Consider the following 21,660-nt stretch of genomic DNA (forward strand, 5'->3'; position numbering starts at 1 on the left):
GTCTGCATTGTCGTGCACCGTCGCGTGCCGATGTCTCGGTACGGTAAGTCACCAACGTCCATCCAGTGCATAACTAGCGATGGGGCAATCCGAAGGATCTCGGCCGCTTGGACTGGGGTTAGCTCCTGCTCGTCACTCACTGACGCCTCCTGACACCTATCACATTTTTAACACGGAGTGCGGTTGACGACGAGGTCTCGGCCAGATCGAAACGCAAGAGGATCCAGCAAGCGGTCACCGCGTGAGAGCCTCAATCTCGCCATCGGTAAGCCGGCGCTCATGGCCGTCCGGCATCATCACACACAAGCAGCCCGCATCGTCCGTGAAGTACACAGGAATACCTTTTCTGTGATGCTCCGCGACAGCCTCGGCGATGGCCTCCCGGATTGCACACTTGAGCTGCTCGGACCATTCAGGTCCTCCGTACTCAAGATCCTGAGGCTCGGCGATCATCCCTTCTTCCTCGGTATCTGCCCAGACTTCACTAGACTTGCCCCAGCCACCGTTGGGATTCTATGGGTCTGTCGCTGCAATGGATCGTTTGAAGACGTATTTCAAGCCATTTCGTTAACCAGCCGGGGAGGGCAGGGCTTTCCCGCAGCGGCCAAAAATTCTTTGAAAACAAGGACTTTAGCAGTTCGTCTGGCAACGAGAGGCCTGCATAGGTGCCTGTGATCAGATCTCTGATGAAGCAGTTCACGATATAGCCGAGCAATATGACGTTTATCCAACCATCAGACCGTAGCCATTTCCTAAATATCTTCCCCTGGAGTAATTAAATCCAGTAAAATCGAAGGCTTATCCTGAGGGAAGCAAGCGTGGCTTTTGGGATAAGCGGGGCAGATTAGGGGGCAAGAGCTCGATCTTTGACCCGGCTGGGATCGGTCTCCATTCTCCGTTTTGACGCTCGATTGGAACGGGTTTGACCATGAGGCGACCCACACGCCGCGAGATTGCCGTGCAGAACTGCCAGATGCTGGACCGGCAGGCGCAGTTTCGCTTGGCAGCTGATGTAGTCACGGCAGCGCTCGCCGACGTGCCTGATGTCGAGGCGGTAACATTAATCGGCTCGGCTGCCCGGCCGTTGTGGCGGGAGGTGCCGCGGTTTGAGCCGTTCCGACACTGGGGCATCCCAATTTGGCACGAATGCAAGGATGTCGATCTGGCGGTGTGGCTCGATCGCCTGAACCGGCTCCACACCCTCAACCGGGCTCGCAGCGTCGCCCTCCATCAGCTGTTCAAGGAACGGCAAATCGGGGTGGCTCACCATCAGGTCGAGATCTTCATTCTGCAAGGAGAGGCGAACGCCTATTGCGGCCGGCTCTGCCCCTTCTCGCAGTGCCCGAAGGGCAAGCGGGAATGCCTGGTCCCGGAATGCGGACGGGATCCGTTCCTGCAGCAGCACGCCGGCTTTACCTTCTGGCCGGACGCGCTGGCACCAGATAAAATCATGCTCCTTTTTGATCGGCGACGCGGGATCCTGCGACGTGCCTCCGAGACACCGGCAGCGGGACAGGACGATCATGGCGCGACAGGGTGAAGCCTCGTGCGACAGGCGGAGAGCATGAGCATATGTGGCGCATTCCTGTGAGCCATGGTGCCATGCCCTTCTCAGCGGCGCCAACTGCCCGTCAGGTTCTTGTGCTTCTTGTGAAGGGCCCTCAGCCGGGTTCACTGGCTCCTGTGGTTTTTGTAGAACGGACAGCGCGAATTGAATCGTTTCGGAGCTCGCTCAGCCATCATGCCCCGGATGCAGTTGCGTCTCACCCCGCGTGGGCACCTCCTGCTCGAGGAAGCAGACGACGCGCCCATCCTGGATGACACAGTGGCGGTACGGCTGACCGAGGCTTTTGGCCGTAGTCCCGGGTATGGGTTGTTGCAGCTTGGCGCGGGCGAGATCGGCCAATCCTTACCACCAGCCTTCATCTGGTGGCGCGGTTTTGCCGTACGCTATGTGGAGGCAGTCTGCCTTCATGGGTCTGGTGGGGGCAGAGAGGGGCCGTCCGCCGCTTTCCTGTCCGCCATGGCCCCGCCGGACGAGGCCGAACTCGCAACCCTTGTGCTGACTGCCCCGATGATGCCGGGGGCAGAATACCTGACCGCTGATATCCTGCTTGGGCTATGGGCCGATCTCAGCACCGCGTTTACCGCGTCGTTCATAGCTGCCGGAACTGATCTGCAGGCTTTCCTCAAGACGCTGAACCCGGCCTGGAACCTGATCGGCCGCGTCCACTTCAATCTGGCCGAGAACCGCCGCGACCCGGAATGGCCCTTTGCCTTCCTGGCCACCTACACCACGCGCCTGTCAGCCCAGGCAAGGGCCCAGCATGTGCCGCTCGGTCAAGCCTTGCGCGAATACGCCGGCGGCGCCGATCGGGACAAGCTGTTGTCGCTGCTGGCGCCCGTGCAGCGGGCGGCGGAGCACTTTGGCTGGCTCAAGGCCATGGTCGATGCCGGGGAGATCTTTCATCCCTTGCGCTGGAGCCCAGCCGAGGCCGCACGGCTTCTGGACAGCGTGCCCGACCTGGAAAGCGCCGGTGTGGTCGTGCGCCTGCCCGCACACTGGCGCGCGGGCCGGCCATCGCGCCCGCAGGTGACTGCCACGGTTGGCGCCCGTCCACCATCCGGGACAGGTCTTGACGCCCTGATCGACTTCCACATGGACGTGACCCTGGAGGGTGAGCAGCTCACACCTGAGGAAATGGCCGCATTGCTCGCTGGCACCGAGACGCTGGTGCTGCTGCGGGGCCAATGGGTAGAAGTCGATCGTCCGCGTCTGGAACGCGCGATGCGCCGCTTCAAGGAGGTGCAGGACCTCGCCGAACAGGAGGGGCTGACCTTTGCCGAGGCCATGCGCCTGTTGGCCGGCACTGAGGCTACCGGGGACGACGAGCCTGCCGCCATTGCAGACTGGTCGCAGATCACGGCCGGAGCGTGGCTGACCGAGACGTTGAGGGCGCTGCGCAACCCCAACGGTGCTGGTGTTGATCCGGGCCCAGCTCTGAAGGGACGCTTGCGCCCCTACCAGCAAGCCGGCGTCGAATGGCTCCATCTCCTGAGCAAGCTTGGGCTTGGGGCCTGCTTGGCTGACGACATGGGGCTCGGCAAGACGATCCAGGTTTTGGCGCTGCTGCTGATCCAGAAGCGGACGAGAGCCGCGGGCAAGCCGAGTCTGCTGGTCGCTCCGGCTTCGCTGCTGGCCAACTGGGCGGCGGAGATCGAGCGCTTCGCCCCCGGACTGAACGCGAGGATCGTTCATCCCTCGGCGATGCAGGCCGAAGACATTAAGCAGGTGACGGTGGACGGATTGTCCGGCTTGGATCTGGTGATCACGAGCTACAGCTCGCTGCTGCGCCTGCCGGTGCTGGGCCAAACGTCCTGGCACTTCGTGGTGCTGGACGAGGCGCAGGCGATCAAGAACCCCAATGCCAAGCAGACCCGGGCGGCCAAGGCCCTGCAGGCTGAAGCCCGGATCGCCCTGACCGGAACGCCGGTGGAAAACCATCTCGGCGACCTGTGGTCAATCTTCGACTTCATCAATCCTGGCCTGCTCGGCAGCGCAAAGGAGTTCGGCCGCACCACCAAGGCCCTGGCCGAGCGGCCGCACAATCCTTATGGCCCACTGCGCGATCTGGTCCGGCCTTACATCCTGCGCCGGATGAAAACCGACAAGGCTGTCATCACCGACCTGCCGGACAAGACGGAGGTCAAGGCGCTGTGCCCGTTAAGCCGCAAGCAAGCGGCCCTTTATGCCGAGACGGTGACGGGGCTGGCCACAACATTGCAGGATGCCGACGGGATCCGGCGCAAAGGGCTCGTACTGGCCACACTGATGCGGCTGAAGCAGATCTGCAATCATCCCTCGCAGTGGCTTAATGACGGCAGGTGGGCTGAAGCCGACAGCGGCAAGTGGGCCCGCCTGCGCGAGATCGCCGAGGTGGTCGCCGCCCGCCAGGAGAAGATGCTGGTCTTCACCCAGTTCCGCGAGATGACGGCGCCCCTGGCGGCGTATCTGGGCGGGATCTTCGGCCGACCCGGGCTGGTTCTGCACGGCGACACCCCGGTCAAGCACCGCAAGGCGCTGGTTCAGACCTTCCAGGAGAACGAGACCGTGCCGTTCTTCGTTCTGTCGTTGAAGGCAGGTGGCTCGGGGCTGACGCTGACTGCGGCGTCTCACGTCGTCCACTTCGATCGGTGGTGGAACCCGGCAGTGGAGAACCAGGCCACTGACCGGGCCTTCCGCATTGGCCAGAAGAACAACGTGCTGGTCCACAAGTTCGTCTGCCAGGGTACAGTGGAGGAGAAGATTGATGGGCTGATCGAGGCGAAGAAGGGCCTGTCGGACGATCTGCTGGCCCAGGGAGACGAAATCAATCTGACCGAGATGAAGGACGAGGATCTGCTGCGGATGGTGACCCTTGATCTGAAGTCGGTCATGGCGGAGTGAGGCGGATGGCCCCTTGGTTCGATGGAGGATGGCCCCCGTACGTTCCGGTTGCGGAGCGTCGGAAGCAGGCCGCGCGTGAGATGGAGAAGCTGCGCAAGAAGGGACACCCGGTCGCTCCCGTCATCCTCGAGGGGCGTACCATCGCCCGGACCTTCTGGGGCAAGGCGTGGTGCGAAAACCTGGAGAGTTATCGCGATTTCGACAACCGCTTGCCGCGCGGCCGCATCTATGTCCGCAATGGTGCGGTGATCGATCTTCAGATCTCGGCGCTGGAGATCAAGGCGGTGGTCAGTGGATCATCGATCTACAGGGTGTCCATCAGCATCACGGCATTGGCGCCGGCGGCGTGGCGGTCGATCTGCGCTGGTTGCGCCGGTGGCATCGATTCCCTGGTCGAACTACTGCAGGGCCGGTTTTCCAAGGGAGTGATGGAGCGGCTCTGCTGCCAGGACCGGGGCCTGTTCCCGAAGCCCTCGGACATCCGGTTCTCGTGCACCTGCCCGGACGGAGCTCTCATGTGCAAGCACGTCGCTGCGGTCCTGTACGGCGTCGGCGCCCGGCTTGATGAGGCACCCGAGCTTCTGTTTCGGCTGCGTGCGGTCGACGAGAAGGATCTGGTCGCCAATCTCGATACGGCGCTGCCAATCTCCAATCGGCCGCTCGATATCGGTAAGATCCTGGAGACGGACGACATCTCGGCCTTGTTCGGCTTGGACATGGCAGAGACCGGAGACGCTATCCCAAGCCCTGATGCTATGCCAGCCACACCCGAGCCATTGGCCCGAACTGGCCAGAAGCGGACCAGCACAAAGGCTGTGGGACACAAGGCCGTCGTTCGACCCCATCCGGCACCCGCCGCCCCAACAGCCAACACGCACATCGTACTGCCGGCACGGCAGATCCGTGAAACCAGCAAGGCCAGTAAGGTGCCTCATTCTGCTGAGCCGATCGCGCAGGCTCGGCCTCTCGACGCTTCCCCGACCCGAAAGGCGTCCAAGCGAGCCCAAGATCCCAAAATCGTGAAAAGCAAAGGGAAGCGGACCATGCCGAAGCCGGAGATAGAACTGACCCCGGACGGGTTCGTGAAGTGGTGGAAATGACCTCCCAACCCACCGGAACCAGGAGCGCCAAGATGTCTCTAAGCACGGTGTGACGAGTTCCTTCCAAGCTTGGATCAGAGCGGTCGAATGCCCATATGAAGCCCATGCCGCACAAGCGATCTTCGCCCCGCACCCCTGACCTGTTCGAAGTCACCCTGACTATCCCGACGCCTCTGTCCGAACCGGCTCCGGCCAAGCCGGCGGCGCTGGCAAGCCTGTCCGACGCTCAGCTGGCCCAGCAGCTTGGGCAAGTTCTGGAGGAGGTGCAGCGCCGGATGGAGGAGGGCAGGGGCAGCCGACCTGAGTTGAAGGCGGCGATCAGAAACGCCAGCGTAACCCTTGAGCGCCTCAGTCCGCAGCCCTTAAAACAACGGGTCAAGTCCTCACGATCCGGCAAGAGCTCATCCCCCTTACAGGAGGGGCAGCGCAAGGCGGTGCGGGCTGCCCTTCTGGCGGGGGTGGCGCCGTCACAAGTCGCCAAGCACTTTGGCCTGCCACTGGCGGCCGTCCGCAAGGCGCTTGAGGAGACCGCATAGGCATCCGGCAGCAGGCACGCTCCCAATCTGGATCACATCCGAATACCCGTTCCCCAGCCTCATTGAGAACCTCTGTCTTTTAATCAGAGGGTCCTGGGTTCGAGTCCCAGCGCGCTCACCACTCCAAACCCTTATCTGGCAAGGGTTCTGTAACCTTCTAGTACCTTCGGCCCTGCTGGGCATCCTCTTTCGGGTAACGATACGGGTAACAGCAGACAAAGGTTCGCCTTATTCAGCAACAACCGAAGCGCAGAGTTCAACTGGCATGAGAGGGGCCTCTCTCGTCGCGAATGCAGGGGTTCGAGTCCTGCCGGGCCCACCACTTACTTGCGAAAGCTTTGCTTTCCGGTAAGTTTCTCGAATGCTAAAGCTTTCTCAATCGCGCTGAAACACAAATCTGTCCCACAGAGGCGACGAGGATATGGCGCGTCATCCCAATCTTATGCTGCGTAAGGGCGTCTGGTACTTCCGCCGCCGTGTGCCCTCTGAGCTCGTCGAGCTGTGGGGCAGAGAATTTATCACCAAGAGCTTGCGGACAGGGGACTACAAAGAGGCACTAAAACGGCTTCGGATCGAACAGGGCGAGGTTCAGAAGCGGCTGGACGAACTCCAGGCCCAAGCCGCCCGGCGCTCAGAAGCCGAACTCCAGAGCCAGATGGGACGCCCTATAGACCTTACCCCCGATGAGATGGAGCAACTGGTTTCAAGGTGGCTGGAGCAAGAGCGGGTCCGGATCCTAACGGAAAAGCGTCCTGCTTGGCCAAAGGAGGAAAAGCAAGAGCGTCTTATAGAACTGGAGGATGAAGAGGCGCGACTGCAATCCCCTTTTGCTGAGGATCATGAGCAGCTTGTGGAAATAACCCTCAACCAAGTCTTGGCATCAGCGGGCTATCCCATGCGGAAAGAGGTCGGCTCTTTCGCGCTGGCGGCAACGAATGCCGGAATACCTGCCTTTCAGCTCAGCGCAGATAGCCATGAAGAATTGTATCGATTGGTACGAGAGGCCCGGATTGCCCTTAGCGACGCGCAAAAGAGGCGCTTAGTGAATGGCGGGCCGGTGAGGCTGGCGTTTCCAACGAGCCGACCCGCTGTCAGCAGTAGCGGATACGACCTTGCACAGTTGATCAATGACTTTCGAAGCGATCCAGGTCGAGGGGCAAGAACAGACAAAACCGAGCTCGATTACGGGATGGTGTTTCGTGCGCTGACTGAGGTGATTGGCGCGAGAAAGCAGGTCGAGGCGATAACCCGCGACGATTGTAAAGACGTTCGGCGCCTTCTTCTGGCAATTCCTCGCGATGCCACCAAACGTTATCCAGGGAAGAGCCTTGTTGAGATTGCGAAATTGGCTCCAGAGACCGAGAGGCGATTAAAGCCTAAAACGGTCAACTCACACCTTACGAAGATCAGCACTATTTTTAACTGGGCTGTCAGGGAAGGAAAACTCGGACAGTCTCCGGCCCGCGGCCTCATAATAAAGCAATCGCACGAGGATGATGAAGATGGTCGTCGCTCTTTCACTACTGAGGAGCTCAGAACGATATTCTCGGCCCCGCTTTATACAGGCTGTGTGGATGATGGGCGAAACTACTGGAAGGCCGGGTCCAACAAGCCCCGGCGCTCACGCTTCTGGATCCCTTTGATTGCCCTATTTAGCGGACTTCGACAGAATGAGATTTGCCAACTCGCAACGTCTGATATCGAAGTCATTGATGAGGTTGCTGTCATCCACGTCCGAAGACATATGAATGGCAGAAATTGAAGAGCAGATCTGCTCGTCGCGTTGTGCCAATACATCCAGAACTGCTTAAAATTGGCTTTATCTACTATGTTAATGAAATCCGGCGGCAAGACCACATCCAACTTTTTCCTGAGCTGAGACCAGACGTTCGTGGCTATATGTCTGGTGCCTTCCAGAAGCGCTTTAATACCTTCCGCCACCGGATTGGCGTCACTGATCCCGAAGGCGTTTTTCACTCGTTCCGTCACACTTGGCGTGACGCACTACGGCAGGCACGGGTTGCAGAAGAAGTTGCTCAGCAGCTGGGAGGTTGGAAAGGAGCGGGAGAGGACAAAAGGTATGGAATGGGCTTGTCAGTACGAGCCAAATTTGAGGACATGAAGCGGATAGAGTACCCGGATCTGGATTTGACGCACCTGTACTCGACCTAAACCTCACGTGTTTGAGGTCTGTTCTCCTAAGACTTTGGTCGGGGAAGGCTGTTCTCCATAAGGTGTCGCAGCTTGCGCCAGGAGCGAATTAGAATATTATCCTGTGGCCTGTCGCCAAAGACGCTTGATTTTCGGGTGCCCCCCAAATCAGCTTCAAACTCCTACCTCGCACTTACTCCCATTTCGTTCCTCATATCCGTAGCTCCAGAATGCCCCTTAACCTCAGCTGTGAACATTGCTACCCCGCGGATCAGACCATTATCCACTGGCGGGGCATGCGGCTAACGGATCCGCAGGAATTCGACCTGTTCCTGCAAGGACCCGTGCGGGCGCGGGTTATGGATGCTGCATTCGAGCACGACTTCGAAGAGGAGCTTCAGGCCCTGGCTACAACGGATATGGCGTCGGATACGATCCGCAATCTGCTCAATTCTGGAAGGGAGCCGCTAAATTGGGAGATTGGAGAGGGGATCGCTGAATGCCTCCTAACTGACGAACTGGGGGTAGTCTGGCCGTGGAATGAGAACCGAGACCAAAAAACCCCTGGCGCAAGTCTACCTGGAGCTGATCTAGTTGGTTTCCTGAAATCGGGCGATGATGTTATGTTCCTGTTTGGCGAGGTGAAAACGTCTTCTGACACATCGGCGCCACCCAACGTACTATTTGGCCGGTCTGGGCTGGTCCATCAGATTGACACCTTAGCTAATGCAACTCGTGTACATTTCTCGTTGCTGAAGTGGCTTCGTGCACGGTGCACAGGAAATGAATTTGAGCCACTCTACCAAGAGGCCGCCACACGGTATATTCACTCTAAAGGGCGTGACATTGCCCTCGCCGGAATATTGCTCCGTGACACGGGTGTGAATGAAGATGATCTGCGTTCTCGCGGCGAGGCATTGGTTGGAGTAACGCAAGGTGTTATGAGGGTCCGCCTCGACGCCTGGTACTTGCCTCGTAGCGTTGAAGACTGGGGAGCGATCATCAAGAGTGCAGCAGCATGAGTTCGATCGCGTGGATTGAGGAAGCCCTTGGAGAGGACCGTCTAAGTTGGTCAACGGCAGAGGTTGGCCGAGATCTCTTGGCGCAGGCTCTCCAGGCCAATCCAGAGCAACATGATGATCCTGATCTTGTCTTTGTAGCAGAGACACTTGAGCTCGCCATTTTTGACCTACTAGACGACACAGATCGGATTGCAGATCTCCGACGGACGGCAGGTCGTGCCTTTGATATCTTGAGGGTCATCGCTGTACCTCCAGAGGCCTCCCAAGCGAGGCAACATCTCCTTCGAGCTGGATGCCTAGGCATTCTCGCTGATCGTGGTCCGGATGTTGCTCGTTATCTGCGAGAGAAAACTATACCGGAGGTGCAAACGGACGAAGAAGACTGGGGGAAGCGTGTTCGGAGCATTACTACGCACCTGTGGCTTTGCCTGATCCGAAAGGATGGGTGGCAAGACCTCGACCGTGTGCAAGAGCTTGTTGTTGGGATGAGGCAGCAACAGCAGATTTATGAAACTAACTTCCTTGAGCAGTCAGGCGAACATGCACGCGCTGCTGCTTGGGAGTTGGTGGCGCTGTACCACCTCAGCAAGGCCGCTGAACTGCTGGCTGTGTACACGTCCCAGGGCTCAGTTCAGGGTTCATTTGACATTCGAGAACAGCTGCAGTCGCAGTTCGACCGTAGCCGACTGGCATGCGAGCGGGCAGAACTTGCGGAGCTCTTCTCTTTAACGCGTCTGCTAGCGCGAGCGGCTATCCAGCTTGTCGAGAATAGTATTTGGACGGTCACTCGTGCTGTGAACAGCAGAGTTACACGGTTTGTTCGGAGCCTCACAGATCGAGAACGGCTCCGTCCTGTCTTCGAGATGCTTCCACCTCAGCGAGTAGCGCTTCGAGAGCAAGGCCTGTTAGGATCAGGATACCGATCTGTTGTTGTCAGTCTGCCTACATCGAGTGGGAAGACATTCATCGCGCAATTCAGAATTCTCCAAGCTCTTAATCAGTTCGATCAAGAACGGGGATGGGTGGCGTATATCGCTCCAACACGGGCGCTGGTGAACCAAGTATGTGCACGTCTGAGGCGCGACTTTGAGCCTCTAGGAATTGGTGTTGAGCGGGTTAGCCCAGCATTAGAAGTGGACAGTGCGGAGTTCGCGATCCTAACGGATCAAGATCCTACTAAGGCTTTTCGAGTATTGGTTGGTACGCCCGAAAAGCTTGATCTTCTTCTTAGAGGTGGGTGGGAGGCAAAAATTGGCCGCCCATTGACACTGGTCGTTGTCGATGAAGCTCACAACTTGGGACAGGGTGAACGCGGGCTGCGCTTAGAACTGTTGCTAGCCACAATTAATCGCGAGTGTCGCAATTCTCAGTTCTTGTTGCTTACACCGTTCGTGCCTAACGCGGCTGAGATTGCGCGCTGGCTGTCGCCAGATAGCAACCGTGACGTCACGGCCCAGTTTGATTGGAAGCCGAATGATCGAGCCATAGTGTTGGCTCAACCTCGAAGGCAGCCGAGGCGCGGTGACTACTCCATTGAGCTAAAAACCGTCCACACAACAAGGAACACGATTGATGTTCCCGGTGCGTTTACAGTTCAGTCTGGGCGCGCTCTCAATATGACATGGGGACAGGTTCGGCTTTCACAAAGCAAAGTTGCTGCGGCGACAGCTGATGCTTTGCAGAGCAGAGGCTCAGTGATTGTTGTAGCCAACAATGTCCCAAGGACATGGACAATTGCTCGCCAACTTAGAAGCGGCAAAACTCCTACACACGCGACTTCTCCTGACGTTGCCCTCGTTCGCAGATTTGTTGAGGACGAACTGGGTTCTGACTTCGAGTTACTTGAGTGCCTCGATTATGGGATTGGGGTGCATCATTCTGGTTTGTCTGAAGATGTTCGATCTTTGATGGAGTGGCTAGTCGAGAATGAGCGCTTACCTATGCTCGTAGCGACAACTACCATCGCCCAAGGAGTTAACTTTCCGGTATCCGCTGTAGTACTCGCTGGGCATCAATATCCCTATGGTGAGGATATGCCCCCGCAAGATTTCTGGAACTTGGCTGGGCGTGCTGGACGTGCTGATCAGGCCAGTACTGGTATTGTGGCTTTAGCTGCAACCGATGATCAACGGGCGGCCATTCTAGAAAGCTATGTCCGCAGAAACGTTGCCGACCTGAACTCGTCTCTAATCCAGATGGTGAGGGACGTCCTAAGAAATTTTGGTCAGATAGAGCTGAACCAGCTCTTCTATAAGAAGGAATGGTCGAATTTCCTTCAGTACCTTGCGCATACTTATCGCCAAATAGACGACCACGACCAGTTCGCCAATCAGGTCGAGCAGGTGTTGCGCGGAAGTTTAGGCTTCCAGAAACTTAGAAGTGAGGATCTTAGGTCGGCCAATCTGCTCATATCAGCAGTGCAACGATACGCATCCGTAATTCGCGGAAAACCTTTGGCGCTAGTGGATAGTACTGGGTTTTCGTGGGAGAGCGTGAGTATTGCTATGCGACGCATATCAGAGGAAAGGCTAACTGAGGACCTTTGGGATGCGGACAGACTTTTCAACCCTAATGACGGCGGATTGCGTAAAGCAATGGGCGTATTGCTTGAGGTGCCCGAGCTAAGAGAGAACCTCGAAAGTGCCACTGGTGGACGAGGCCGCGACGGAGATCTTCTTGCTAGAGTTGTTAAAGATTGGGTGCATGGGGAAAGCATAGCTCACATAGCTCAGGAGTACTTTTTTCCTGATGATCCACAGGCAAACAAAACTGACGCAATAACCGAATGCTGTAGAAACGTTTATGGCAAGCTTATACAAACAGCTGCATGGGGGCTGTCTGCGCTTCAATCACTTACCCTTGGTGATCGTTTTGAGGGAATGAGTGATGATGAGCAAAAGCGCATCCGCAATTTACCTGCATATGTATATTATGGTGTCGATAGTGATGCAGCTGTGGGGCTCAGGCTCCTAGGTGTACCACGTTCTGCTGCGCAGCCATTAGCAGCTGTATTGGGCGCAGATGCGGAAGGGCGCCCACAAGACGTAAGAACTCGGCTCCAAAGTCCAGATGACGGGATCTGGCGGCAAGCATTTGGTGCTAGAGCTCAGGACTACAAGCGCATTTGGAATATTCTTGAAGGGCGTGATCGCTAACACTGTTACAGAACATCAACTACCTTTAGGTGCTCTAAAGATGAGCAGAAGAAGCGAAGTGCCTCCTCTAACGGCCTCAAATTGTCTCATAGTGTAAGCCTGCAGTAGGAGGCGTACGTTCCAAGAGGGCAATTTCCAAGGAAACCCCATACTGAGTTTACGATATTTCATATTGTTTCAACCCTTATGGATAGGCTGGGCTGACATCATCACCTGCATGGGCCATCCTGGTCCACTAGAGATAGGCCATGCGGTTAATGCGGGAACTGGACGGACAGCAGGCCCAAGGCGGCACTTCTGTCACCGGGAACATGGATGCCCCGGCCAGTGACTCGCGTGAGGAGCCACCCGCTAGATCCCGCGAAGCCCGTGCTGATCAGTATTTCCAGCGCGACCTTCAGGACCAGCGCCGCTGGTACAGCAAGCACGCAACACAGTTCAAATCTCGCGCGCAGGTGCTCGGCATTGCCGTGGTCGCTGCCGGTGCAACCACCTCCTTTCTCCAAGTCTTCAGGGACGCTTTCTGGGTGCCAGTGCTGACCGCGCTGCTCGGTGCCGCCGTAGCGCTGATCGAGGGCTGGCGCCAGATTGCCCGTTACGATGAGACTTGGGCTGCCTACCGGGTGGCCAGCGAGCGGATGAAGCGCGAGCGGCGCCTCTATGTGAACGGGGCCGGTGAGTACCGCGGCGCCAAGGATGAGGAGGAGGCTTTTTTGCGCTTTGTCGAGGCGATCGAGACGATCATCGCTGAAGAGCAGCACATCTACTGGCAGAGCCGCAGCGAAAACAGTCCATCAGCCTCGCGCCCACCGGCAGCAGGCTCGGGAGCAGACCAAGGCGGTCCCGAGCGCAAGCGGGAATAGAACGATGACCCTTCCTGATTCAAACGGTGGTCCCCTCCTGTTCCTATCACATGCCGGCGCAGACACGGAGGCGGCGCGGCGGCTGAAAGCGCGGCTCGAGGCGGCGGGATTGCGGGTCTGGTTCGACAAGGACAATCTTCGAGCAGGCGAGAAGTGGCGACCACAACTCGAGGAGGCCATCAGCCGCCGAGCGACAGCCTTCGCGGTCTATATCGGCTCTAGGGGCGTGGTGAACTGGGTTGAGGCCGAAGTCGACCTCGCTCTCTCACGAGCGATCAGCGGCGAGGGGCACTTCCCGTTCATCCCCATCCTGGCTGCCGGAGCAGACGGCTCAGGCGCGCTGCCTGGCTTTGCCCGCCAGTTCCAAGGGGTGCGGAACGTTGAAAGCAACCCCGACGAGTTCCAGAAGCTGGTCGCAGCTGTGCTCGGGAAAGATAAGGCCGGCACACTCGTACTGGAGAAAGAACCCTTCTTTGGCCTCAAGGCCATTGACGAGACGCGTAGCCATCTCTTCTTCGGCCGTGAACGCGAGACGCAGGAGTTGGTGGATCGCTTGGCGGCCACGCGCCTGCTGATGGTCACCGGCGATAGTGGATCCGGCAAGTCGTCGCTGGTGCGGGCTGGTCTGGTGCCCCGCTGGCGCGGCGGTGCACTCGCGGAGTTGAAGGGGCAGCGAGCTAACGCGGAGATCTGGCATGTAGTCGAGGCTCGGCCACGGGCGAACCCACGCCGAGCGCTCGGAGAGGCAGTGAACGATGCTGCCCAGCGCCTCGGCCGCGACCTGTCGGATCGCAGTACTCTAATAGAGTGGGCGATCAACGGCGACTGCGAGAAGGTACGTCACGCCTTGCGCTGTGACCTGCCGGCGGATCGCACCCGGACGTTGCTCGTGATAGACCAATTCGAGGAACTCTGGACGCTCACGCCTCCCGAGCAGCGTCAGCCCTTTGTGGATCTGCTGCTCGGTCTTGCTGATCCAAAGGACGATGCGTTTGCAATCGTACTCACGATGCGGCGCGACTACTACAATCTCACCTCGGAGTTCCCAGCTCTCCATAACCGATTGGAAGAACATGACCGACAGGCGCGCTATCTGCTCGGCCGGATGCTAGACGAAGATTTGCGACGGATCGTGACCGAGCCTCTCAAACTAGCAGGTGTGAATGCAGGGGAGCGGGAGGCGCTCGCCCAGGCTGTGCTCAAGGATGTCGGCACGCGGCCCGGTGCTCTGGCCCTCGTGCAGTTCGCACTGACAGAAACTTGGCGGTTGAGAGGCAAGTACAGCGGCGATCTTCTCCAAGCCTATGTCTCGTCGGAAATCGGTCGCGTGGAGGGGGCGCTCGCTCGGGCCGCCGAGCGCATCTACGAGCAAGTACTCCGCCCCGAATACAGCGAGAGCGACATTGAGGCAGTCTTCATCCGCTTGGTTCGCCTGGGCGATACAGGTGGCGCCTCCCGGCGGCTGGCACGTCGGCGCGAGTTCGACGATCGGCGCTGGACTATGGTGCAGACGCTAGCACGTGAGGAAGGCAATCGGCTGGTTCTGATCAGCGGGGCGGAGGGCGATGAACGAGCCGAAATTGCCCATGAGGCGCTCGTCACCCAATTGCCTCGCTTCCAGCGCTGGCTCCAAGCAGCTGCCGCAAATAAGCGGACTTTAGATGCACTGATCGATCGGACAGCAAGCTGGGTTAGTGCACACGACGAAAAGGCAAAGAAAGATCGCCTCGCGACCGGGGCCGATCGAGAACTCTTCTCTCAGCTTGCCACAGGTCATCCGGATTGGCTCTCAGCCGACGAAAAGGTTTTTGTACGAAGCAGCGAAAAGCAGCACAAGGATCTTGTAGAAGCCGACCAAAGACGAACTTACCGGACGCGTGTTGCTGCAGTCGCTTTCGCTACTCTCTTTGTGATTGCCAGCCTGATTGGAACATATGCTAATTGGCAGAGAAATGTCGCTCGTACAAATGCTAAAGAGGCAATATCACAAAGGAACTTGGCGGAGCTCGAGCGCGATCGGGCCGAATTAGCTTTCAAGGCGGCAAAGCAGTCTGTTGACAGTCTTATTTTCGATATCGCACAAGGATTAAAGGATGTTTCTGGAATGCGAGCCGAATCCGTACGCCGCATTCTTGAAACAGTTAACAAGTCCGTTGAGAGTCTCGCACTTGCTATTCCTGGCGATCGCGATCTCCAAAGTAGTATCGCAGCAATGCAAGATAACTCGGGAAGCATATATGAGCGAACAAATGACTTAGCAATGGCGCTTCAGGCTTATGAGAAAGGCTTGCAGATCCGACGCCAACTTTCTGCATCCGATCCAGCGAATACTGAGAGGAGACGCGATATCTCAGTTAGCCTCAGCAAAATTGGTAACGTGAAATTAGGTCTAAATGACCCGCTTGGAGCACTTCAGGCTCACGACGAGGCAGTGAAGATCCAGCGTGAGCTAGTGGCATCGAGTCAAGATAACTATGGATGGCGACACGATCTCTCGGTCAGCCTCAACAATAGCGGCAATGCAAAGTTCACGTCGAATGACTTGGATGGCGCACTTGCTGATTATGAACAAGGACTTAAGATCCAACGTAGCCTTATGCAGCTGGACAAGGGCGGATCTCATGAGTTGAAGCGTGATCTTTCAGTAAGCCTCAATAATATTGGCAGCGCGAAGTACTCACTGAACGATTTGGTCGGCGCAGGTTCGGCCTACGAGGAGAGCTTGCAGCTTCGACGCCAGCTGTTTGAAGCTGATCCAGCCAATAGTGGATGGAAACGAGATCTCGCAGTTGGCCTCAACAACGTTGGTAAAATAAGATCCTCATCAAACGATCTAGCCGGCGCACATCTAGCTTACGAGGAAAGTCTAAGGCTCCAAAGGGAGCTTGTGAATTCCGATCCAGGTAATATTGAGTGGAAGAGAGATCTCTCGGAAAATCTAAACCTCTTTGGTAATTTGATGCTGTCTATGAATAATCAAGCTAGTGCACTCAGTGCCTATGAAGAGATCGTAGACATCCATCGCGATCTCGCATCATTAAAGCCAAGCGATCCTGGGTGGAAGATTGATTTGATCATCAGTCTCAAAGTCCTAGCATCTGAAAGTAATAATTTGGTGCGGAAGCTCGCTCTGCTCGAAGAAGCACTAGGTGTCGCTCAGGGCTTGGACGCGAGCGGGACTTTGAAAAGCGGCCAACAGGTATCACATGAAGACTTAGAAGCTGAAATTGCCAAGCTAAGATCTAGAGACTGTTGTGGACTGCGATGTAGTTGACGGCCTGTCGCAGCATAATACAGACGAGTGCAACGACATGCAGATCAGCAAGAGTTTGAGGTAGACGCTCGTAATCACGCACTAAACGCCGAAAGCGCGTAGCCCAAGCGAAGGTCCGCTCGACCACCCACCGGCGCGGCAACAGCACAAAGCCGCGCTTGGCCTCAGCCAGCTTCACCACCTCCAGTCCGATCCCATGCCCTCGGGCTGTCGCCGCGGCCCTCTCCCGGGTGTAACCCTGATCGACATAGGCCAGATCGACACTCTCGCCGGCGGCCACCTGCACGGCTTGCGCCAGCTGCCCTACCTCGGCTCGATTATCGGCGGTAGCCGGCGTGACATGGGCCGCCAGTTGGTCTCTGACAGCGCCTCCTCTCCGCCCTGCAGGCCGGGGCTGATGCTCGTGGTGAAATCGACTAGAACCTCCACTTCGTGGACGCCACCATTGTTCGCGCTCATCAGCACGCCGCCGGCGCCCGTCGGACCGGCGCCATCAGGGGGTGAGGCGCCGGCCGAAGCTCTGGGCCGCTCCTAAGGCGGGTTCTCGACCAAGCTGCACCTGCGAGCGGAAGGCGGAGGCAGGCCGGTCATCGCGGTGCTCACCGGAGGCGAGCGTCACGAGCAGATCGTCTTGGAGGGCCTGCTGGATGGCGGCACCATTGGCCGATCAGGACGAGGGCGTCCTCACTTGCGGCCGCGGCGGCTGGCCGGTGACAAGGGCTATTCCAGCCCAACCGCGCGGCGCCGGTTGCGCCAGCGGTGGATCTCACCGGTGATCCCGACCCGCAAGGATCAGCGCTCTCAGCCAACCTTTGATCGTGAGGCGTATCGGGAGCGCAACAAAGTTGAGCGCCTGATCATCTGCCTCAAGCAGTTCCGCCGCATCGCCACACGCTACGAGAAGCGTGCTGCCAACTATCTCGCAATGGTCAACCTCGGCATGATCATGCTCTGGTTATAGCCCTTTGCAGACACGCTCTAGTCCATCGGCATCTCAGTGGCCTCGCCTCAACTCTAACCTAGATATTGTGGCCACGTCGACGCAGGACCTTAGTCAGAGGTTTGAGGTTGGTCGGGAGGGCACCGAGCCAAAGGCGGCGGCCTACTCGTCCGCGCTTCAGATCGTGGTCTCCTTCTTCGAGACGCTCAGGCTGGAATAGTGGGTAATCGCCTTTGCCGGAGCTCCCGCGCCACTTGTGAGTGTCTGATACCCACACGTGAACCACGGCTCTACACCTGCTCTAGAAACGGGTCTTCAGGATTGCTTGTATGGTGCGCCCCGGCCCGCTGATATCGGGGGCGAGTTCGTAATCTTCATCGAGCATGTTGAGCACGCTCAGGCCGAAAAGGAGACGGCGGTCGGGCGATTCCCAGGTCAGGGCGGCATCGGCCGTCCAGTAATCGTCGATCTTACGTCCTGCGAGATTGGCGGTGATATCGCTCACGAAGTTTCCGGCGAGGGTGAACCTGAGCCGGCTCGGATGCACAAAGGTGAAGCCTGCGCGGGCAAATCTGCCGGCCACGAAGGGCACGTCGGCGCCCCGCGCCTCCCCTGAGCGGACCTCCGACGAGATCGTGCCGATGGTGCCGAACACGCCGATGCCATGGGTGAGCCAGAGATTGGCCGTTGCAGCAAGACGGTCGATCCGCGCCTTCTCAATGTCGATGCTGTCGAACCTGTAGGCGATGGGAAGGCTCAAATTCTCCGCATCCTGACGCTGATACTCGACCGAGGTGAAGACATAAGGCGACCATTCCGCATCCCAGCGCAGGGCCAGGGTCTTGGTTTCCGCGCCCAGCTGCGTAGGCAGGGCATTCGGCACCAGACCGACCGTGGTCACCGGCGCCAGAGTAAAGGCGATGGGAGAGCCCGTATCCTGGCGGTAGGCCGCACGGAGCCATTGTCCCTCGAAGGGCGAGATGCCGATTCCGACGTGCGGCGATACCGCATCATCGTCCGGCTGATCCTCGACCTTGACCGTGCTGCGCTCGATGCCGGCTTGCGCCTCGAACCAGTCGAAGGGGCGCCAGAAAACATCCGCGTAGAGGCGGGTTGTGCGGAAGGTCGCGCTCGAGCGCTCGTCGATGTCGGAGAACTCGAACGTGTCCGTGGCCGTGTTGTAGACAAAGGCCCGGCCCGTATCGCGGGTGATCATCCGGCCCCTTTGCGCCTCGAAGCCGTAATGCATGGTCAGGTCCCCGAGGCCGATCATGTGGGACAGGGCGGCCGAGGCACCCTCCGTCCGCGTCCGTTGCCAGTTGCGGCCCCCGATGACGAAACCGGGGACGGTTTCGAAATTCGCGGTGTTCGTGAAGCTGCGCTCGATGGCGTTGATGCCGAAGACGGCACCCGTCAGGACGTTCCGGTCGCTGAAGCTGTGGCTCCAGCCTGCGCCGCCGAGCATGGCGACATTGTTCTGCGTCCCCTCGGCGAAATTGGTCGGAGTGTTGATCGTGGCGATGGCCGGATCGTTGTTCGATGCAGCCCCGAACACGAGGAAGCGGTCGGTGGCCGAGGGCGCCATGCCGACGAAGAAGGCGGCGTTGTCCACGTCCTCCCGGTCGATCAGGTCGCGCCCATTGGTCTTCTTGCGGCTTGCAGTAACCGAGAAGGATGTAGGAACCGGCTCGTTCGAGAAGCCCTGCACCGTCGCATCGGCGCCCCAGCCGATGCGGCCGTTGTGGTGCAGCAGCGAGCCGCCGACCTCCGCATCGAGGAAGGGGCGGCGGAGCAGGTCGATGCGGCCGATGCGTCCGGAGACGGCGAGCGGATCGAAGAACAATCCTTGCACAATGAGGTTGAACGACGAAGGATCGCTCCCGACACCGCTTTCGATATTGGCGATATCCCGTCTGCCGGTCACGAGGTTCGGGCGCTCGACAGCGGCCTGATCGAAATAGGTCGAGGCGCTGAAAGGATCGAACACCCGATCGCCGTAGAAGCGCGACCACTCGTTGAGGTTCAGGAAGCGATAGGCCTGGCCTGGGTAGGTGCCGCCCTCCTTGTTGACGGCAAGACCGGCGAAATCACCGCCTCGCTGACGATAGCGGCGCACGGCATCGCGGGCGGCCAGCACCGCCTGATCCGCCTGATACTGGTCGATGGCAATGGCGGTGCGGACGCTGGCAACCACGGGATCGTTCGGATCGAGCCGGTCGGCATTGTCGAGGGCTTGGTCCGCCAGCTCCTCATCACCATCCTGGTAATAGGCGACAGCCGCCATGAGCAGGCCTTGTGACAGGCCAGGATTGGCTGCCGAGCCGGCGAGGATCGCCTCAAGCCCTTTGGCAGCCTCGCCCTTCTGCAGCAGGTAGCGGCCACGGGCGATGTAACCCACGCTGAAGGCCGGGTCGAGGGACAAGGCCTTGTCGATCAGGACCCCTGCCTCCTCAACCCGGCTCTGGTCGAGCAGCAGGATCGCCAGATTGGCATAGGAGACGGGGCTGCCCGGATCGGCCTTGATGGCGCGGCGCAGAGCTTCTTCTGCGGCGAGGGGCCGGTCCCGTTCGGACTCGAACAGGCCGAGGCTGTTCCAGACATTGGAGTTGCCCGGCGCGATGGCCGCAGCCCGGCGCAGGGCCTCGACGGCCGCGTTGACCTCGCCGTCGATATCGCCGCGAATGCTGCTGTCGGCGGCGATCACTTCGGGGTCGTCAGGATCGAGCGCCTTGGCGCGCGCGATTGCGTCCCGCATCTCCTCGCGCCGGTTAAGGGCATAGGCGATCTGCGCCGCCGTCACGGCGAGGCGTGCATCGTTGGGAAAGCGCCGCTGTCCGTCCTTCAGGACCTCGGCCGCGGCCTGAAGATCCTTCCGGAAGGCGATGATATGGGCATGAGCCAGAATGGCGAAAGGATCGTTGAGCGCGATCCTGGGCTCCGGATAGGCCCGCTTCGGATCGGCCAGGGATTGGGCGATGTAGCGCCCGTAAGCAGCGAAGATGCGCCGCTTAGGATCGACACCCCGCTCTGCCCTGGCAAACAGCGTGGCGGCTTCCGACCAGCGGTGCTGTGAAGCCAGGAGAGCCGCCTCCACCAGGTCGGCGCGGGCGCGCTGCGAGGCGCTCAGGCCCCGGCTCCGCGCCCGGGCCAGGGCTTCGGCCGCAGCCGTGCGTCCGTCGAGCGACGGCGCCACTTCGGCGAGGCTGAGCCAGTCCTCGGTGCTGCGCGCCTCCGGGGGGATCGCGGCGATCCGGCTCCGCTCCGCCCGCAGGGCAGGCCCGGTCAGGGGCGAGGTGGAGATGGACGAGAACGTATCGCGCAGGCTCATGTAGAAGAGCATCTGCTCGCGGTCGTTCGAGTTCGTGAGAATGAACTTCGTAGGGGCTTGGCCGATTGTGGCGACGGCGCCTTCGCCCTGGCGCACCGTGACGGAGCCCTGCGCGTTGGAGAGCTCCACCACCCCTTCGAGCACGATGAGCGAGGTGCGGCTCCCGTCGACCGAGAGCGACCAGTCGGTGCCGCTCGTCGTCACAGTGCCGGCTACAGTCTTGATTTCGACACCCGAACCACCCCTGTTTGCACGAGCCCAGAGTTGGCCCGACTGCAGCTCGAGGTGGGTTGTGCCACCGATATGTGAGGCAACTTCTTGAATTGTAAGAACCGAACTGCGGCCAAGACGAACGAGCGTCTGGTCCGCAAACAGGATTGCAAGGTTGCCAGATGCGTTAGTGCGAATGGCATCTCCATCGATAAGCTTCTGCCGGATCTCTATCGGGCGCCAGCTGCCCTCCTGGATCGGCCGCAACTCCTCGCCACCTCTAGCGGCTGTAATGGACCCCGCTAATGGTGAGAGGCGGGAGACTAACCCTTGTGGAAGGGCAGCCTCCGGGCAACATGCAAACAGACCGCTTACGGCAACAAGCCGTAGGAAACGGAATGGCATCAATAGCGCACCATTGCGAAGCGTGACAAGGGCGGTGACGATACCGCGTCGTCAGAGACGATAAAAGGGTCAAGTTCGGTGCAAGTGCCAAACTTAACGCCGCAGGGAGGGGGAGAGTGTCAAGATCATAGTGAGGCGTCAACAAAAACCTCGGTGAACTCTCTTGCATGAGAGTGTTGCCCCAATAAAGCCCGCTTCTACGTGACCTCTCGGGTACAGTCCCATAGCA

12 protein-coding genes and 2 pseudogenes are annotated in these 21,660 nt (G+C 59.0%); 11 read left to right on the forward strand and 3 right to left on the reverse strand.

Features of this window, described 5'->3' with window-relative positions; genetic code table 11:
• Window positions 1-234 precede the first annotated feature (234 nt).
• Window positions 235-453, reverse strand: coding sequence for a hypothetical protein (locus MA07_RS10675; RefSeq protein ID WP_036350316.1), 219 nt, complete (start codon window positions 451-453; stop codon window positions 235-237).
• 520 nt (window positions 454-973) lie between these two features.
• On the opposite strand from MA07_RS10675, the gene MA07_RS10680 reads away from it, so the two are divergent.
• The 10 genes from MA07_RS10680 to MA07_RS10720 all read left to right on the forward strand — a co-directional run bounded on the left by MA07_RS10680 (window position 974) and on the right by MA07_RS10720 (window position 16,548).
• Window positions 974-1,540, forward strand: a complete 567-nt coding sequence (locus MA07_RS10680) for a hypothetical protein (protein WP_152568821.1) — start codon at window positions 974-976, stop codon at window positions 1,538-1,540.
• A gap of 201 nt (window positions 1,541-1,741) precedes the next feature.
• Window positions 1,742-4,447: a DEAD/DEAH box helicase gene (locus MA07_RS10685; RefSeq protein ID WP_036350321.1), complete on the forward strand. Its 2,706-nt coding sequence runs from the start codon at window positions 1,742-1,744 to the stop codon at window positions 4,445-4,447.
• A gap of 5 nt (window positions 4,448-4,452) precedes the next feature.
• Window positions 4,453-5,547 (forward strand): SWIM zinc finger family protein, encoded by a 1,095-nt coding sequence (locus tag MA07_RS10690; protein ID WP_152568822.1) that lies wholly within the window; start codon window positions 4,453-4,455, stop codon window positions 5,545-5,547.
• Window positions 5,548-5,642: 95 nt separating this feature from the next.
• The gene (locus tag MA07_RS10695; RefSeq protein WP_036350323.1) at window positions 5,643-6,083 is read left to right on the forward strand and encodes a hypothetical protein; all 441 of its coding nucleotides are present in this window, start codon (window positions 5,643-5,645) and stop codon (window positions 6,081-6,083) included.
• Between the two features lie 421 nt (window positions 6,084-6,504).
• Window positions 6,505-7,845, forward strand: a complete 1,341-nt coding sequence (locus MA07_RS10700) for a DUF6538 domain-containing protein (RefSeq protein WP_152568823.1) — start codon at window positions 6,505-6,507, stop codon at window positions 7,843-7,845.
• Window positions 7,842-8,255 (forward strand): tyrosine-type recombinase/integrase, encoded by a 414-nt coding sequence (locus MA07_RS29605; protein ID WP_152568824.1) that lies wholly within the window; start codon window positions 7,842-7,844, stop codon window positions 8,253-8,255. The genes MA07_RS10700 and MA07_RS29605 overlap by 4 nt, the downstream gene beginning before the upstream one ends.
• Window positions 8,256-8,593: 338 nt before the next feature.
• Window positions 8,594-9,256 carry a hypothetical protein gene (locus tag MA07_RS10705; protein ID WP_152568825.1) on the forward strand — a complete coding sequence of 221 codons (663 nt, stop codon included), beginning with the start codon at window positions 8,594-8,596 and terminating at the stop codon, window positions 9,254-9,256.
• On the forward strand, window positions 9,253-12,411 hold the full coding sequence (locus MA07_RS10710) for a DEAD/DEAH box helicase (protein WP_036350326.1): 3,159 nt from the start codon (window positions 9,253-9,255) through the stop codon (window positions 12,409-12,411). The genes MA07_RS10705 and MA07_RS10710 overlap by 4 nt, the downstream gene beginning before the upstream one ends.
• Window positions 12,412-12,659: 248 nt before the next feature.
• A complete protein-coding gene (locus MA07_RS10715; protein WP_081928909.1) occupies window positions 12,660-13,274 on the forward strand; it encodes a DUF4231 domain-containing protein in 615 nt (204 codons plus the stop codon).
• 4 nt (window positions 13,275-13,278) lie between these two features.
• A complete protein-coding gene (locus tag MA07_RS10720; RefSeq protein ID WP_036350328.1) occupies window positions 13,279-16,548 on the forward strand; it encodes a TIR domain-containing protein in 3,270 nt (1,089 codons plus the stop codon).
• Here MA07_RS10720 and MA07_RS28920 read toward each other — a convergent pair.
• Window positions 16,517-16,900: pseudogene (locus MA07_RS28920) on the reverse strand (transposase); the annotation flags it as partial. The gene MA07_RS10720 and the pseudogene MA07_RS28920 sit on opposite strands and share 32 nt — an antisense overlap.
• Window positions 16,901-16,902: 2 nt before the next feature.
• On the opposite strand from MA07_RS28920, the pseudogene MA07_RS10725 reads away from it, so the two are divergent.
• Window positions 16,903-17,509, forward strand: a pseudogene (locus MA07_RS10725) (IS5 family transposase); the annotation flags it as partial.
• Window positions 17,510-17,789: 280 nt separating this feature from the next.
• Here MA07_RS10725 and MA07_RS10730 read toward each other — a convergent pair.
• A complete protein-coding gene (locus MA07_RS10730) occupies window positions 17,790-21,431 on the reverse strand; it encodes a FecR domain-containing protein (protein WP_036350330.1) in 3,642 nt (1,213 codons plus the stop codon).
• Between the last annotated feature and the right edge of the window lie 229 nt (window positions 21,432-21,660).

Origin of the sequence: Microvirga sp. BSC39, from assembly GCF_000739015.1 — a bacterium.
Taxonomy (GTDB): Bacteria; Pseudomonadota; Alphaproteobacteria; order Rhizobiales; family Beijerinckiaceae; genus Microvirga.